The following is a 15,094-nucleotide window of genomic DNA, read 5'->3' on the forward strand; positions in this document are numbered from 1 at the left end:
TTCGTGCACCAACGTCTCAGTTGTGATGCCACCTTTTTTTCTGCGGTCTGGTCGGCTGGAATGGAGGAATGGAGAGCACGGCAGCTGACGCAATGCCCGACGACACCGACCTGACCCCGCAGGCGCCTGAACCGGAACAGGCCCCGGCCGAATCCAACGGCGAAACCAGCACGGAACCCGCAGCAGCAGAACCCAACCCGGTGTTGGAGCTGGCCCTCAAGGATCTGCAAGACCGCCGTGATGCACTGCAGGTGGAAATCACCGCCCTGGCCTCCCGCAAAGAGCAACTCGAGACCGAGCTCAAGGCCAACTTCGCCGGCCAATCCGACGCCATCGCCCGCCGCGTGAAGGGCTTCCAGGAGTACCTGGGTGGCGCCCTGCAGGACTTGGTCCAGAGCGTGGAAAACCTGGAACTGGTGGTGCAGCCGATGGTGGTGCAGCCCTCCCCACTCGATCAGGCGGCAGACAATTCAGCGGCACCGGAAAAGAGCGGTGAGAGCACCCCACCGCCAGCGGTGGCAGACACCTTCAGCCCCGATGAAACGCTGATCCGCCAGACCCTGGAGCGCTTCCTCAAACAGCCCGACGTCTACGCCGACCCCTGGAACCTGCGGCGCAGCATCGACGCCCGCGACACGGCCCTACTGGAGGACTGGTTCTTCAATCAAGGCGGACGCGGCGCCCAGCCCAGCCGCGGCACGAGGCCGCGCAACATCCTGGTGAGTGCCGCCCTGATCGCGGTGATCGGCGAGCTCTACGGCGATCAATTCCAGTGCCTGGTGCTGGCCGGCGGCCCCGAACGGCTTGGCGAATGGCGGCGCGGCCTCCAGGATGCTCTCGGCCTGGGCCGGGAAGACTTCGGCCCCAGCAGCGGCATCGTGCTGTTCGAACGCCCGGAAGCCCTGGTGGAACGCGCCGACCGGCTGGAGGAGCGGGGCGAGGTGCCGTTGATCCTGATCGATGCGGCCGAGCGCAGCGTCGCCATTCCTGTGCTTCAGTTCCCCCTCTGGCTGGCCTACGCGGCCGGACCGGGTGAACGCCTAGACGACGACGATCTGCTGTGATCCTCACTGCCCTGCTGCTCCTGGCCATCGGCTACCTACTGGGAGCCATTCCCAGCGGCTACCTCGCCGGCCGCTGGCTCAAGGGCATCGACCTGCGTGATTGCGGCTCCGGCAGCACCGGTGCCACCAACGTGTTGCGCAACGTGGGCAAGGGCCCGGCCCTGGTGGTGTTTCTGATCGATGTGGGCAAAGGTGCCCTGGCGGTGCTGCTGGCCAAAACCTTCGGGCTCAATGACTGGCTGCAGGTGCTGGCAGGCTTGGCGGCGCTGGCTGGTCACATCTGGCCGGTGTGGCTGGGCTGGAAGGGCGGCAAGGCTGTCGCCACCGGCCTGGGCATGTTTCTGGGTCTGGCTTGGCCGGTGGGGCTGGCCTGCTTCGGGTTGTTCATGGCCGTGATCTCGATCTTCCGGATCGTGTCGCTCTCCAGCGTGGTGGCCGCCATCGGCCTACCACTGTTGATGCTGCTCTCCGGCGGCAGCAACGCCTACGTGGTGGTGGCGTTGGTGGCCAGCCTGATGGTGCTCTGGCGCCATCGCAGCAACATCGAGCGGCTGCTGGCGGGCAGCGAACCCAAGATCGGACAGAAAGCCAAGGGCTGATCGCCCTCGGCTCTTGCTAACCCACCCACTCAGCCAACGAAGTCCGGCAGGGCATAGCTGGTGAAGTAGTCGTAATCCCAACCGCCTTTGCTCGGGTCAAAGGGGCGCTCACCGAACTGAGCGGGATTAATCGAGGCGTAGGCAAATATCCTCAGAATGGGTCAATTAATGCCATCAGCGATATGACGACCGGCATTCATGCCAGCCGCGCTTTTCAAGCCTTGCTGATAAGCAGTCTTGGGCTTCTGGTCTTTGAGTTGCTGCGGCCAGTTGAAGCCCAGGCCGAGAGCTGCACCCTTGACCCGCTAGGCGGTGAGGTTTGTCTTCCCGAGGAAGATCCCGACGACAATGAGAACGAAGAAGAGATGGATGAGGACGACGAACGTGACGTCTCCAAGAAATCCAAGGGCACCAGGGAACAAAGCCCTGTAGTGATTCTTCCCCTGTGCTTCGGTCCCTGCACCCAGTTCCCGCCAGCTCCGCCCTATCGCCAATTCGCGGAAGAACCGGAAGCCGAATCCACCCCCATGCCAATGCCGGAACCCGCCGTGGAACCGGCACCGGCAGAACCGATCCGTCCGCTCTGGATGAAGAGCGATGCACTCGATCCCGGTGTTGGTGAGGTCTATCTGGAACGAACGCTTCAGGCACAGGCCAATGCTGTGGTTCTCGATGCCGACGCCGACACGGTCTTCATCGAGGTGGAAGGGGTTCGCTATCGCGAAATCATCAATCCCCACAGCCTGTTGTTCACCAATGAAGTGAACAAACCCGCCGTGAACGCCTGGGTGCGCGGTTTCGGTGGCGTGAACAGCAACGGTGCTGCGGGCCATCGCTACGCAGACTTCGACAACGGCGGTGCCCAACTCGGTGCCGACATCCCCTTGAGCGACACAACCCGAATCGGCCTGTTCGGCACCTATGCCGTGATGAACGGCCGTGATGGTGGTCGCGGCAGATGGGATGCCGATGGCTGGGGTGGTGGTGCCTATGCCGAGTACTTGAGCCAATCCTTGGTGCTGCGAGGCATGATCAGCGCCGGTGGCTACGACGGTGAACATCGCCGCTCCATCAACGGTGAAACTGCCAAGGGCAACCGCAGCGGCAACTCCTGGACCGGCGTCGTCAGTGTGGCGACCCCTCTGGAGAGCGGCGACTGGTTGATCGAGCCGCAGGCCCAGATCAGCTACACCAACACCAGCCTCGACAAGTTCAGCGAGCACGGTGCCGACCGTGAGGATCGGCTCAAGTACCACGCCATGGAGGTGGATCAGATGGGCAGTGAGATCTCACTGAAATTCGGTCGTCCGATCCGGGATGGCGAACGCTCACTGTTCCTACCGTCCTTGCGCCTGGGCTGGGCCGCTGACTGGGGCACCAGCGGCGGCGATCAGAAGGTGACCTACCGCGACTCCGGCAAGTCCAAGCGCTGGGACGTGAACGGCGGCGATGACCATGCCGCCCTGATCGAACTCGGCCTCGACTACACCACGTACAACGTCAACGGCACATCGGTGGGCGTTTATGCCCGCGGCGGTTCGCTGGTTTGGGGTGGTGACCGCGGCACCAGCTGGCAGGTGCGGGGCGGCTTCAGCTTCAAGTTCTGAGCTCAGCGCAGCACTGGGCAAAAGCTTCGCTGGGGTTGTCGGCTTTGGTGATCGGCCGGCCGATCACCAGCTGGCTGGCGCCCGCTGCAATCGCCTCGGCGGGACCCATCACCCGGGCCTGATCACCCAAGGCAGTGCCTTTGGGGCGAATGCCAGGAGTCACCAAGGCAAACGGCTCGGGGTGCTGCGCCCGCAACGCCGCGGCCTCCAGGGGTGAGCAAACGCAACCACCGATGCCGGCAGTCGCCGACAACTGCGCCAACGCCGGCACCCGTTCGGTGATGGCCTGGGTGATGGCGAGTTCCCGTTGCAGCCGTTGCTCCTCCCAGCTGGTGAGCACCGTCACCGCCAGCAAGGTGGGGGCGGGTTGACCGGCACTCTGCGCCCCTTCCACCGCCGCAGCCTCGGCTGCCTTGAGTGCTTCGCTGCCAGCGCAGGCATGCACCGTGATCAACTCCGCCCCCAGCGCCGCTGCCCGCCGGCAGGCTCCAGCCATGGTGGCGGGGATGTCGTGAAATTTGAGATCAAGGAACACCCGCAGCCCCTGCGCGCGCAGTTGCTCCACCACCACCGGCCCAGCCTGCACAAACAGCTCTAGGCCCACCTTCACCCAGCGCAGCCCCTTCACCTGAGCGGCAAAGCGCAGTGCCTGCTCAGGTGCCATGCCATCGAGCGCCATGATGATCCGATCGGCAGGATGCAGGTTCTCCATCAAGCAACAAGCCTCCGAAAAGTTTTCTTACCCAGCTGCAGCACCTTGCCCTCCAGTTCCGCCGCTGAGGCGAACTCATGGTTGGGGTCGGTGATCTTTTCACCTTCCAAACGAGCCGCACCGCCTTTGATCTGGCGGCGGGCCTCACTGCTGCTGGCGCAAATCCCCACGGCACTAAGCAGATAGAACGCCTTGGCCGGAAAGTTCACCTCTGCCAGGGAGGCCTCGGGCACATCCGCGCCGGCATCACCGCTTCCTCCCACCAGGGTGGCGGCATCGCTCTGGGCCTTGGAGGCAGCCTCCGGACCATGACGGCTGGCGGTCACCGCCAGGGCCATGGCCTTCTGCTTTTCGCGCGGATTTTCCGGTAATGAGGACAGATCAAGGTTGGTCAGCAACGTGACGTAGTCATCGATCGCCCCATCGCCAACCTTCTCCAGCTTGGAGTACATCGAAAGCGGGTCTTCCTCCAGGCCCACCACGTTGCCGAGGCTCTTGCTCATCTTCTGCACCCCGTCGAGACCCACCAGGATCGGCAGCAGTAGGCCGAACTGGGTGCCCTTATCGAAATGGCGCTGCAGATCACGGCCCATGGCGACGTTGAACTTCTGATCCGTGCCGCCCAGCTCCACATCAGCGTTCACCGCCACCGAGTCGTAGCCCTGCAGCAGCGGATAGAGGAATTCATGCAGGGCAATCGGAGTGCCGCTGCCGTAGCGCTTGGAGAAGTCGTCCTTGGCCAGCATCTGGCCCACAGTGCCGGTGCCGAGCAAGCCGATCACTGCCGGCAGGTCCATACCCTCCAACCACTCGGAGTTGTAACGCACCTCCAACCGGCCAGGGGTCTCGAAATCGAGCAGCGCCGTTTCCTTGGGCTGGTCCTGCCCCAACTGGCGCAGGTAGGTGGAGGCGTTAGCGGCCACCTGCTCTTTGCTGAGCTGCACCCGCGTGGCGCTCTTGCCGGTGGGATCCCCGATCCGCGCCGTGAAGTCACCGATGATCAGCACCGCCGTGTGGCCCGCGTCCTGGAAGGCCCGCAACTTGCGGAACAGGATGCTGTGGCCCAGATGAATGTTGCTGCCAGTGGGGTCGATGCCCAGCTTCACCCGCAGCGGCCGACCCTCCTTTTCGGCCTGGGCCAACCGGGCCGCCAGGGCCTGATCCGCATCACTGGGATCCCCGGCCGGGAACAGGTCGGCCATGCCCCGGGACAGCCAATCCGGCAACGACGGGGTGGAGTCCGACATGGGGGAGGCGCATCAAGCGGGCGCTGGCGATCGTACGAGTGCTAGTTCGGCTGGGGCTGTTTCAGCTGGAGGGGGGCTCCTCGATCTGAGCTTTCATCCGCTCGAGGGTGGAGTTCATCTGCTCGAACATCTGCTCGGGGGTGATGCCGAACTGGCTGAGCTGGGTGCGCAGCTGCTCCACAGTCAACTTGGCCTGGAAATCCTCCGAGAGCTCGAAGCGCTTCATGAACACGCGGTAGCGGCCCATCAGCTCCTCCATCGTCTCGATGAATTTCTTCTTGCCCTCTCGATCGAACTTTCCGTACTCACTGCCCAGCTGCATCAGCTGCTGGTAGTCGCTGAACAGGCGCTTGGCTTCGTCCTGAACAATGTCGGAATCGAAGAAAGCCATCGTCGGCGTTAATCGCTGCTTCGGCAAAGTTTGCCAAGGATTCGCAAGTGGCAACGGGGGTGATCGCCGCACCTTGCGTTGGCCTGCACTGAAGACTTTTGTACGGTCTTGCTGACCAGCACCGCCCTCCTGCGGCATCCGACTTCATGGTGAGATTCGGGCTGCCTTCAGGATGTGGACTTCACCCCTCAGCTGGCCGCGATGCGTGAGCTTCCTCAACGCCACCGGCCCTTGTTGGAGGGGCGTCGCATCGTGGTCGCCTCCGACGATCGCGTTTTGATCAGCGGCCTGGTTCATAGCCTCGCTGGCATCGGCTCCCTGGTGGGGGCCGCTAGCACCGAAGCTGAAGCCCTCGCCTGCCTCAGCAGCACGGCCGCTGATCTACTGATCTGCAGCGACCAGCTCGAGCGCGGTCATGGCCCCTCCCTGGTAGCAGCCGCCAAGGCACGCCAGCCCTCCCTGCGGTGCCTGATGTTGATTCAGCGCCCGTTGCTGAGCACAATTCACGCCGCAGCCAAGGCGCAATGCGAGGGGCTCTGCAGCCATGAGCGGATCGGCAACGGCGGCCTGCTCAGCGTTCTACGCGCCATGGAGAGCGATGGCAGTCACATGGATCCTGTGATTGCCGGGGTGGCCAACCACGGCCGCGGTTCAGGAAACATCGACCATCCCCTCAGCGACGTGCTGAGCCTGCGGGAAGAAGACGTGCTGCGCGGTCTTTGCAAGGGCCTCAGCAATCAGGAGATTGCCGATCAGCTGCACCTCTCGATTGAAACCACCAAGCACTGCGTCACAGCACTGCTGCGCAAACTCAATGCCAAAAGCCGCACCCAGGCTGTGCTGATCGCATTTCAGCGCAACCTGGTGGATCCACCGCTGCCGATTCCCCGCTGGACCCCCTCGGCCTGAATGAGCATCCTGAGGAGAGTTAAAGGATCCTGACGCCATGGTCCAACGCGCCGCCACCGCAGCCCTGGTGGTTCTCAGCGTCAGCAGCCTCGTTCAACAGGCAGGCTTCGCCGCCAGCGAGCGCACCACAGCTTTGGTCACCATCGCCGAAGCCAATGCCCGCTGCCTGATCGAAACCAAGCAGATGAGACCCGCCCAAGCCCAAGACATCGCCAACCGCTTCTTGCTCAGCAAGGGGGTGAGCGACACCGACCGGGACGAGGTGAAAACCACTCCTGGCTACGACGATCTAATGCGCAGCTACATCGACCAACAGGGGGGTTGCAAGGATCTCGTCCGAAAGCTGCGCTGACGCAGCCCCAGGACCCTCGTTAATGTCGGCCCAACTCTGCTGAGCCGCATGCCCCGCAGCCACTGGTTGGATCCCCTAGCCAGGCGGGTGCTGCAGGCCACCGGGCAGCTGCCAGCACCACCCCAAACGACCCCGGCGAAGCCTTTACCAACCGTGGCTGAGCCGCCGGCTTGGGTGATGGATGTGAACCGGGCCAGCCGCGATCAGTGGCTGCAGCTACCCGGGTGCAGCGAGGACACAGCCGATCTGCTGGTGCGGCTGCAGCTGGGTGGGGTGCAATTCGCCAGTGCCGATGATCTGTTCCGGCTGCTGGAGCTGCCGAGCGATCTGGCCAGGCTCTGGACACCCCATCTCCTCTTCCAGTGGCACGGCGATGCCCCACTGCAGCCCCAGGCCGCTCCCCTCGACATCAACAACGCCAGCGCCGATCAGCTGGCGCTGCTTGGCTGGACGGAACAACGGCTAAACAACCTGATGCGGGAACGCCGACGCGCCGGTTTCAAGAACCTGGCTGATCTGCAGGAGCGGCTCTGCCTGCCCGCCAGCAGCGTGGAAGCCCTGATCGGCCGGGTGAGTTTCGGCAGCCGACGCGCCGGGCCCAGCCTGCCGCTGCCCTGATGCAGGGGGATCTGTTCTCCACCGGTGCACTGGCCTTCAGCAACGGGCCTGACCTGCCCCTGCAACGGGAGCAGCTGCTCGCCTGGCAGGAGCGTCTGCATGCCCATCAGGCGCCGCTGTTCCGCGGGGAGAGCGCCGGAGCAACCCAGGGGGATCTGTTCGGTTCCGACCCCGATGACGCTGCTGCGGCCATCGATCCGCTGGCCCTCACACCCCTGGCGATGAGTTTCTGGCGCTGGCCGGAACCCTCCCACTGCGGAGCAGCGATCTACCTGGTGATGGACAGGCCAACACAGCTGGAGCACCCGCTTCTGCTTTATGTGGGCGAAACCCTGGCCGCCGAGCGCCGCTGGAAAGGCGATCACGACTGCAAGGCCTACCTCGCCGCCTACGGCGAAGCCCTGCAGCGCTGTGAGCTCAGCGCTCAGCTGAGCATCCGCTTCAGCTGCGATGTGCCCCGGGCCACCAAGGCCCGGCGAGCCTTGGAACAACAGCTGATTCAACGCTGGTGGCCGCCGTTCAACAAGGAAACCCGCCAACGCTGGGCCACCCCCTTCACCGCAGAGCTCTAAGGCCGAAGCCAACACGCGGGATCGCTACGCTCGTCCTTTGTTGATGCGTCCACCCATGCGCTTCTCCCTGTCCTCCAACGGCCTGCAGGAGTGGAACGGCGATGTGCTGGCGGTGGGGCTGCCCCAGGGCGATGTCGATGCCACGGCAACAGCCCTGGAACAACGCTTTACCGGCATCACCGATGCCCTGAAGCAGCAGGAGTTCAAAGGCAAGCCCGGGGACCAGCTGGTGATCACGCCCCTGGGCGGGGGCCCGCAGCGCCTGGTGGTGCTGGGCCTGGGCGAGAGCGATGGAATCGATACCGACCGCCTGCGCGCCGCCGCCGCCCGGGCGGCCAAAGCCGCCATTGGCTGTGAGGGCAACCTCGGCCTGCACTTGCCTTGGACAGGAACCGATGCAACAGAAGCAGCCCGCATTTGCGCTGAAGCGGTGCGGCTCTGCCTCTACAAAGACCAGCGCTTCCGCAAGGAACCGGACCCGCGCCGGATCCCCGATGCCCTGGAACTGATCGACCTCGACCCCGCCGCCGCCAGCGGCTTTACGGCAGTCAATGCCACATGCGCCGGTGTGGAACTGGCCCGGGAGCTGGTGGCTGCCCCCCCGAACGTGGTCACCCCAGCAGCCCTCGCAGACACGGCCGCTGGCGTGGCTCGAGACCATGGCCTTGAGCTCAAGGTGCTCGAGCGCAGCGACTGTGAAGCCAAGGGTATGGGCGCCTTCCTGGCCGTCAGCCAGGGCTCCGATCTGCCCCCCAAATTCATCCACCTGATCTATCGCCCCGAGGGCGAGGTGAAACGCCGCGTTGCCCTGGTGGGCAAAGGCCTCACCTTCGATTCCGGCGGTTACAACCTCAAGGTGGGGGCAGCCCAGATCGACATGATGAAGTTCGACATGGGCGGCAGTGCCGCTGTTCTCGGTGCCATGCGCAGCATCGCTGAACTGAAGCCTGCCGGCGTTGAGGTGCACATGGTGGTTGCCTCCTGCGAAAACATGGTGAACGGCTCCGCCGTCCACCCCGGCGACATCGTCACGGCCGCCAACGGCATGACGATTGAGATCAACAACACCGACGCCGAAGGCCGCCTCACCCTCGCCGATGCGCTGCTCTACGCCTGCGAGCAGAAACCCGATGCCGTGGTGGATCTGGCCACCCTCACCGGAGCCTGCGTCATTGCCCTGGGTGATGAGATGGCCGGGCTGTGGTCCAACAATGACGACCTAGCGGAGGCCCTCGATGCCGCTGCTCAGACGGGTGGTGAAGGCCTCTGGCGCATGCCACTGCGGCAGTCCTACAGGGATGGATTGAAGTCGTTGCTGGCCGATATGAAGAACACCGGCCCGCGGCCAGGCGGTTCGATCACAGCCGCCCTATTCCTCAAGGAGTTCGTGGCCAAAGACACCGCCTGGGCCCACATCGACATCGCCGGACCGGTCTGGAGTGACAAGGGCAAAGGGGTCAATCCCGCTGGAGCCACCGGCTACGGCGTGCGCACCCTGGTGAACTGGGTGCTGGCCCAGTCATGAGCCGCTCCCCGGTGCGCTGGTACATCAAGGCCCAATTGGGGGTACTTCTGCTCCCGGTAGGGCTTTGCCTGTTCGGCGAAGCGGTGAGCCGCAAGGTGGTTCAGATGCTGGGCAAGGATGGAGGCCCCTGGTTCTGGTACGGCACCCTCAGCCTGATCTGCATCAACGCCGGAATCGGCCTGATGATCGATAGCGGGCTGACCCGTGGTTTTCCAGGGCGACGTCAGGGCTGATCGGGACGCGCCCAATCAGGATGCAACCGCTTGCAGTTCAAGGGAACGGTCGGGTGTTTCAAGCGCATGGATCTGCCACCTTGCTCGCTCGGAGCAAGTTTCCAACACCCGATCGAGATCATCCGACGCATGCTTCGGCGACGCGTAGGGACCGATATGACGGGTGCCAAGACCATCCTTAATGGTCAGCAAATACATACAACCCTCCTCTCACCGCCAGATCGTAAGCATGGCTTCCACCTTGGTCGATGGCTGGAAACCCGTCTGTTCACTGAGAACTTGCCGAATCATTCAGGTTGCCGCGCTTAATCTTTTCAACAGGTTGAGTGTTGGTTTCTTAAGGAATTCGACCGGATTTGATCAGGTAACGGCCGGCTCGACCCCCTGGAGCGAGACCTCGTATCACTCCAGGGGTATTGGGCTCAGTTGACGTCAGTCACAGCCGCTGGAGCAGCAGACCTGCCTGACATCTCGCGCAGAGAACCAGCAGCACAGAGGGTCGAGAGCGCGATCGCGACCAGGGCGGCGCTGTTGATCAACTTGAGCGCTACAGGCAGATGGGTGTTAACCATCTCGCGGACATTTGCCATGGAGAAAGTTCACGGTGAACATGTTTATGGTGCAACCCTTGTCAACGCAACGAGAGCGTCCGCAGAGAACGACTCCTTTTTCTTGGGTCCCTCACACCAAAAACGTTTTGTCGTGATGGCGACGACCAGCCACGAGAGTCCAGGTCATCCTTCGGAGGCTTCTTTCGGTGAAGGGGCAACGCGTCGAACGCGGGGGTGCCTAGGGAACACCCCCCCTTTTTTTGGGCATCAGGCCACAAGCACAAGGGCGACGTTGAGAATCGCCAGCCCCACCAAGAACACCGCCGCCAACAACGCGGCTTCCGGGAAGAACTTGGCAATCACAAATCCCACCCCAAGAAACACCGAGGAGATCACGATGGCGGTGAGGTCCGTTCCCACTGGCGGGCTTTGACTGTCTCGCACACACAATGACGAAATCCCGCTTGGATCGTGGTCGGCCATCCACCAAGCGGCTCAATAAAAAACCCCCGCCAATGGCAGGGGCAAGACCTGAAAGAAGCTTCGGCCTACTTGGTGTAGGAGACGCCTCGATAGGTAAGGGTGGGGTGCACGTCGCGCGCGACCTCCTCCCGGCAGGTGTTGTAGTGCTCGCGTCGGTAGGTCAGCTCAACACAGGCTTTGGGTGCTGATACCGCTGCTGCGTAGGCGTGACCTCGATAAAGAAGTGCCGTCATTGGAAGTTCCTCGAAGAAATCCAAGTCCCCGTTCCGTGGCTTGGAGCGACTGCGCCCCTCTAAAGGGGTGAACGTTCTGTAGCAACTGCTACACAGCCTTTATAGAACAACCGTCAACCCCGCGTTATTGACGCGGACACACACCGCCCCTTAATCAACACTCCTCACGGACGAGCGCACTGGCCGGCCATCCATCCATCGACCAGATCACATCAGAAATCGCATCGGCATTGATCCACGTGATGACGCCCGTGTCCACATCAGCCACCTGAAACAGAGACGGGAGCCTGGGGTGACGCGCACTCCCCTCACAGAAGATCACCTGCCCCATCCACCAATCCCCTTGATCGAGCTGGTCTCCACCAACGATCACAAAGTGGCCTGGGCGGACATGGAGGAATGGAGCTTCCGCCTTCACCGCGAGATCGCTGTGATCAACAGACATACGCCGCCCATGAATAGTACTCCTGTACTCATAGCCATAGCGGCCCAGGTTTGGCAACCCGTGGATCGCGCTGGCGTCTTGGTGCGGGTGTGTTGCCAGACACTGACGTAAGCACTTTTGCTCCCTGGACGTGGGCCCATGGGCGTCTAGGTTTCGTCAGTCTTCAGATCTGTAGGTCCACTTTCGATCGCACTAGGCCTTGAGCCTGCCGCTGTCGAGAACGCCAATCGATGACTGACCGCACTCTCAGCATTTCCGATGCACTGCGCGAAGCGCAGCTGCAGCGCCTGGAAGCCTCCTTGGCCTGCAAGACGGCATCCAAGCCTCAGGCCACAACACAGCCAGCCAAAGACAACGACAAGGACGCCAAAGCAAGCGACTGATCGCAACAGTCCTCACGCATTCCTTGATCAGATCGGCATATTGAGGGGCATCCGGCACTTGCCGGTGTCCTCAAGTGCTGTGCTGTGGAGTCACTGCTCTCGATCCTGCTGGGTATCGCGCTCGCGTGGGCGATCACACGGGTGATCATCTGGCTGAGCGACCGTGCTCGCACCCGGGGGCGCTCTGCCGAGGATTGAGGCTGCCATCCTTTAGGCATGGACCGATCTCCTGCCGAAAAAGAGCTCAACCGCATTGAACGTGAGCTGGATGCGAACAACCAACCTGGAGGGGAACCACCTGTGAAGCGAGGCGGTGGTCAGGGTGGTGGAGGACAGACAGGGAAGTCAGGCAACAGATCGCTGGATGCCGTGCTGGTCACGGCGCTGTTGCTGTTCGTTGTCTCAGCCGTACTGGTGTTCGCAGACCGGCTCAGCTCGACTCAACGCATGCAACTGACAGCTGGTTCCGTTGGAGGAGCTGTTGGCCTGTTGCTCGGCTATGGCGTCGGAAGGCTGAGGCCTTAAGGCCACCGGAACTGAGCTCTAATTCCCCCAGGCGTTACCGGAACGAGCGTTGTCCCCCCAGACGGTGTCGAGCCTGCGATCACGACCGCAGCTGAACCGGTAAAAGTTGTATTTGACGGCGTTGTTCTCCGCGTAGTTCTGGTGGTAACCCTCGGCGGGCCAGAAGCGAGCCGCCGGCCTGAGCTCCACCTTCAAAGCAGACCGGGATTGCCCGAGCTCGCGGGCCACCGCCTCAGCACTGGCCTCAGCGGCCTGAGCCTGGACGGGATCGGCCGTGAAAATCACCGGCCGATAGGAATCGCCGCGGTCACAGAACTGACCGCCGCCGTCCAGGGGATCCACATTGCGCCAGTAGCTACGCAACAGCTCCGCATAGCTGATCAGATCCGAGTCAAAACGCACCTGCACCGCTTCCTGGTGACCTGTGGTCTCACTGCTCACCTGCCGGTACGTGGGGCGCTCCAGCTGCCCGCCGCTGTAGCCGCTCACGGCCTCCCGCACCCCCGGCAGATCCTCCAGGTCGTGCTCCAGACACCAGAAACAGCCACCGGCAAATACCGCCGTCTGCAACTCAGCCATGGCCTGTTGGGGCCAGCTAAGCAGCATCAGGCAGGTGAACAGCAGCAGCAGCGTTCGTTTCATCCGAGCACCTGATCAAAGATGGCCCTGGCCGCCCGCTCGGTTACTCCAGGAGCACCAAGGGTGGCCCGCAGCCGCTCATAGCCTTCCAGCATGGCGTGGCGCTCAGGGGTGGCGGTCAACAGAGGAAGAGCCCTCTCCACCAGGGCTTCGGCGGTGAGTTCGTCCTGCAGCAGCTCCGGCACCAACCGCTGCTTGAGCAACAGATTCACCGGCGAGATGTGATCAACCTGGAAGCGCAGCACGTGGCGGGCAACCCAGGCCGTGAGTCGGCTCACGCGGTACCCCACCACCTGGGGCACCCCCTGCAGGGCCAGTTCCAGATTCACCGTGCCGGATTTACCCAAAGCGAGATCCGCCGCCGCACAGAAGGTGGTCTTCAGCCCATCGGCTTCAGCGGCGGGAATCACCCGGCTCTGGCGCACGCCGGCCTCCTGCAGCGCTGCAGCCAAGGGCGCTTCGAACTGCGCAAGCCCAGCGGGCAGAAGCACCTGAAGATCAGGGTGGCTTTGCTGCAAGAGGGCCGCCGCCTGGGCCAACGGTGGCATCAGGTAGCGCAACTCCTGGGGCCGCGAGGCTGGCAACAGCAGCAGCACCGGCGCCTCAGGATCCAGACCCAGTTGGCGGCGGGCGCTGGCGCGATCGGGCAGGTTCTGGAAGCTGTCCAACAGGGGATGGCCCACCCAGCTCACATCCGCACCACGGGCGGCATAGAACTCGGCCTCCGCCGGGAAGATCGCCAGGATCTTGTCGGTGAACCCAAGAAGACGGGTGGTGCTGCCATCGCCAAAGCGCCAGGCCCACTCTTGGGGGGCGATGTAGTAAGTGATCGGCAGATCGGGCCGCTGTCTCCGCAGCCGTGTGCCCAGACGCACATTGGCCCCGACGTAGTCAATCAACACGACCCCATCAAGGGGCCGGGCCTTCAGCAGCGCATCCACCCGGGCCTGCAGCCGCAGCGTGGGAAGAATCAATGGGACGGCCTCCCACAGGCCAATCGCCCCCATCGGAGCGGTGTCGGCGATCAACACCGCACCCGCCGCCTCCATGCGCGGGCCTCCCAGGGCCAGCACCTCAAGCTCCAGCCCCCGTCGGTCCGCCTCCAACCGCAGGGCGCGAATCAACAGGCTGCCCTGCAGATCACCGGAGACCTCTCCAGTGCTGATCAGCAGCCGAACCATCAGCGCCCCTGCACAGGCATCGGCCCACGTCGGTCCTGCGCAGTGGAGGCTTCAAGGAACCGGCAAAAGTGTTCAGCCGCCGGCAGCAACGGCTGGCTGCGGGCCCGCTGAAGCGCGTCGGCAATCACCAGGTCAGAGCGATACATCAGGGTCCAGACCTCCTGAAGTTGCTTGAGTTCAGCGCCATCGTGATTGGCAGACAGGCCACTGCGCCGCAGCCCCACACGGTTCAGACCCCGCACCCGGCCCGGATGGCCTTCCACCAGGCAATAGGGGGGAACATCTCGGTCGACGCGGGTCATGCCGCCCACCATCGCCATCCCGCCGATGTGAACGAACTGGTGAATTCCCAAACAGCCACCAATCACCGCACGGTCTTCGATCACCACGTGGCCCGCCACCTGAATGGCATTGGACATCACGATGTTGTTGCCCAAATCGCAGTTGTGCCCCAGATGGCAATAGGCCATCAGCAGGTTGCCGTTGCCGATGCGGGTCACCTCACCCTCTTCGGTGGCACGGTTGATCGTCACGCATTCCCGCAGCGTGTTTCCATCACCGATCAACACCTCGGTGTTGGCACCGCGGTACTTGAGATCCTGCGGCGGAAGACCCAGGCAAGCACCCGGGAACACCTTGTTGTCACGACCAAGAGTCAGCCGTCCGTCCAAAACGGCATGGGGACCGATCCAGGTGTTCTCTCCGATCACCACCTCGGGGCCGACCACCGCACCAGGGCCGATCACCACGCCGGCAGCCAGCTCGGCCTTTGGGTCCACCACCGCCATGGGGTGAATCTGCTGTGACGCCGTTTGCTGCGACATC

Annotated in this window: 21 protein-coding genes; 11 read left to right on the forward strand and 10 right to left on the reverse strand. The window is 63.2% G+C overall.

All coding sequences use genetic code 11. The annotated features are described in order from the left end of the window. The first annotated feature begins 68 nt into the window (after nt 1–68). From Q3Y53_RS08340 to Q3Y53_RS08350, 3 genes are all read left to right on the forward strand, one after another. Entirely contained in the window at nt 69–1,064 is a 996-nt protein-coding gene (locus Q3Y53_RS08340) for a DUF3086 domain-containing protein (protein WP_303534990.1), read from the forward strand. Beyond that, on the forward strand, nt 1,061–1,663 hold the full coding sequence (gene plsY, locus Q3Y53_RS08345) for a glycerol-3-phosphate 1-O-acyltransferase PlsY (RefSeq protein WP_303534992.1): 603 nt from the start codon (nt 1,061–1,063) through the stop codon (nt 1,661–1,663). Before Q3Y53_RS08340 ends, plsY begins: the two co-directional genes overlap by 4 nt. A gap of 182 nt (nt 1,664–1,845) precedes the next feature. After that, nucleotides 1,846–3,270: an autotransporter outer membrane beta-barrel domain-containing protein gene (locus Q3Y53_RS08350; RefSeq protein WP_303534994.1), complete on the forward strand. Its 1,425-nt coding sequence runs from the start codon at nt 1,846–1,848 to the stop codon at nt 3,268–3,270. On the opposite strand, the gene pyrF is transcribed toward Q3Y53_RS08350, so the two are convergent. The 3 genes from pyrF to Q3Y53_RS08365 all read right to left on the reverse strand — a co-directional run bounded on the left by pyrF (nt 3,260) and on the right by Q3Y53_RS08365 (nt 5,620). Next, nucleotides 3,260–3,982 carry an orotidine-5'-phosphate decarboxylase gene (gene pyrF, locus Q3Y53_RS08355; RefSeq protein WP_303534996.1) on the reverse strand — a complete coding sequence of 241 codons (723 nt, stop codon included), beginning with the start codon at nt 3,980–3,982 and terminating at the stop codon, nt 3,260–3,262. The genes Q3Y53_RS08350 and pyrF overlap by 11 nt on opposite strands. Next, entirely contained in the window at nt 3,982–5,229 is a 1,248-nt protein-coding gene (tyrS, locus tag Q3Y53_RS08360) for a tyrosine--tRNA ligase (RefSeq protein ID WP_226425208.1), read from the reverse strand. Before tyrS ends, pyrF begins: the two co-directional genes overlap by 1 nt. Before the next feature lie 61 nt (nt 5,230–5,290). Next, nucleotides 5,291–5,620 carry a DUF1825 family protein gene (locus Q3Y53_RS08365; protein ID WP_303534999.1) on the reverse strand — a complete coding sequence of 110 codons (330 nt, stop codon included), beginning with the start codon at nt 5,618–5,620 and terminating at the stop codon, nt 5,291–5,293. A 201-nt stretch (nt 5,621–5,821) separates the two neighbouring features. On the opposite strand from Q3Y53_RS08365, the gene Q3Y53_RS08370 reads away from it, so the two are divergent. From Q3Y53_RS08370 to Q3Y53_RS08395, 6 genes are read left to right on the forward strand one after another with little or no spacing between them, the layout of a single operon-like run. Next, nucleotides 5,822–6,529, forward strand: a complete 708-nt coding sequence (locus Q3Y53_RS08370; RefSeq protein ID WP_303535333.1) for a response regulator transcription factor — start codon at nt 5,822–5,824, stop codon at nt 6,527–6,529. Between the two features lie 37 nt (nt 6,530–6,566). Continuing rightward, nucleotides 6,567–6,881: a hypothetical protein gene (locus Q3Y53_RS08375; protein WP_303535000.1), complete on the forward strand. Its 315-nt coding sequence runs from the start codon at nt 6,567–6,569 to the stop codon at nt 6,879–6,881. Nucleotides 6,882–6,929: 48 nt separating this feature from the next. Then, nucleotides 6,930–7,499 carry a hypothetical protein gene (locus tag Q3Y53_RS08380; RefSeq protein WP_303535002.1) on the forward strand — a complete coding sequence of 190 codons (570 nt, stop codon included), beginning with the start codon at nt 6,930–6,932 and terminating at the stop codon, nt 7,497–7,499. Further along, entirely contained in the window at nt 7,499–8,071 is a 573-nt protein-coding gene (locus Q3Y53_RS08385) for a GIY-YIG nuclease family protein (protein WP_303535004.1), read from the forward strand. The genes Q3Y53_RS08380 and Q3Y53_RS08385 overlap by 1 nt, the downstream gene beginning before the upstream one ends. A 55-nt stretch (nt 8,072–8,126) precedes the next feature. Further along, nucleotides 8,127–9,596: a leucyl aminopeptidase gene (locus Q3Y53_RS08390; protein WP_303535335.1), complete on the forward strand. Its 1,470-nt coding sequence runs from the start codon at nt 8,127–8,129 to the stop codon at nt 9,594–9,596. Further along, nucleotides 9,593–9,829 carry a hypothetical protein gene (locus Q3Y53_RS08395; RefSeq protein ID WP_226425201.1) on the forward strand — a complete coding sequence of 79 codons (237 nt, stop codon included), beginning with the start codon at nt 9,593–9,595 and terminating at the stop codon, nt 9,827–9,829. Before Q3Y53_RS08390 ends, Q3Y53_RS08395 begins: the two co-directional genes overlap by 4 nt. A gap of 15 nt (nt 9,830–9,844) precedes the next feature. Here Q3Y53_RS08395 and Q3Y53_RS08400 read toward each other — a convergent pair whose 3' ends face one another. The 4 genes from Q3Y53_RS08400 to Q3Y53_RS08415 all read right to left on the reverse strand — a co-directional run bounded on the left by Q3Y53_RS08400 (nt 9,845) and on the right by Q3Y53_RS08415 (nt 11,541). Next, the gene (locus tag Q3Y53_RS08400; protein WP_115010059.1) at nt 9,845–10,027 is read right to left on the reverse strand and encodes a hypothetical protein; all 183 of its coding nucleotides are present in this window, start codon (nt 10,025–10,027) and stop codon (nt 9,845–9,847) included. Between the two features lie 620 nt (nt 10,028–10,647). After that, a complete protein-coding gene (locus Q3Y53_RS08405; protein WP_303535008.1) occupies nt 10,648–10,824 on the reverse strand; it encodes a hypothetical protein in 177 nt (58 codons plus the stop codon). A gap of 104 nt (nt 10,825–10,928) precedes the next feature. Next, nucleotides 10,929–11,096, reverse strand: coding sequence for a DUF4278 domain-containing protein (locus Q3Y53_RS08410; protein WP_226425199.1), 168 nt, complete (start codon nt 11,094–11,096; stop codon nt 10,929–10,931). Nucleotides 11,097–11,250: 154 nt separating this feature from the next. Continuing rightward, complete coding sequence (locus Q3Y53_RS08415; protein WP_303535011.1) at nt 11,251–11,541, reverse strand: DUF3104 domain-containing protein; 291 nt, start codon at nt 11,539–11,541, stop codon at nt 11,251–11,253. A 230-nt stretch (nt 11,542–11,771) separates the two neighbouring features. Here Q3Y53_RS08415 and Q3Y53_RS08420 point away from each other — a divergent pair, with 230 nt between their 5' ends. Together Q3Y53_RS08420 and Q3Y53_RS08425 are read left to right on the forward strand one after the other, a co-directional pair. Then, nucleotides 11,772–11,924 carry a hypothetical protein gene (locus Q3Y53_RS08420; protein ID WP_226425197.1) on the forward strand — a complete coding sequence of 51 codons (153 nt, stop codon included), beginning with the start codon at nt 11,772–11,774 and terminating at the stop codon, nt 11,922–11,924. A 216-nt stretch (nt 11,925–12,140) separates the two neighbouring features. After that, nucleotides 12,141–12,449: a hypothetical protein gene (locus tag Q3Y53_RS08425; RefSeq protein ID WP_226425196.1), complete on the forward strand. Its 309-nt coding sequence runs from the start codon at nt 12,141–12,143 to the stop codon at nt 12,447–12,449. 18 nt (nt 12,450–12,467) lie between these two features. Here Q3Y53_RS08425 and msrA read toward each other — a convergent pair whose 3' ends face one another. The 3 genes from msrA to lpxA are packed head-to-tail and all read right to left on the reverse strand — an operon-like array spanning nt 12,468 to nt 15,093. After that, nucleotides 12,468–13,091: a peptide-methionine (S)-S-oxide reductase MsrA gene (msrA, locus tag Q3Y53_RS08430; protein WP_303535014.1), complete on the reverse strand. Its 624-nt coding sequence runs from the start codon at nt 13,089–13,091 to the stop codon at nt 12,468–12,470. Further along, on the reverse strand, nt 13,088–14,269 hold the full coding sequence (gene lpxB / locus Q3Y53_RS08435; protein ID WP_303535016.1) for a lipid-A-disaccharide synthase: 1,182 nt from the start codon (nt 14,267–14,269) through the stop codon (nt 13,088–13,090). The genes msrA and lpxB overlap by 4 nt, the downstream gene beginning before the upstream one ends. Further along, nucleotides 14,269–15,093 carry an acyl-ACP--UDP-N-acetylglucosamine O-acyltransferase gene (gene lpxA, locus Q3Y53_RS08440; protein ID WP_226425193.1) on the reverse strand — a complete coding sequence of 275 codons (825 nt, stop codon included), beginning with the start codon at nt 15,091–15,093 and terminating at the stop codon, nt 14,269–14,271. Before lpxA ends, lpxB begins: the two co-directional genes overlap by 1 nt. Nucleotide 15,094 lies beyond the last annotated feature (1 nt).

It is taken from the genome of Synechococcus sp. YX-04-1, from assembly GCF_030546365.1.
Taxonomy (GTDB): domain Bacteria; phylum Cyanobacteriota; class Cyanobacteriia; order PCC-6307; family Cyanobiaceae; genus Parasynechococcus.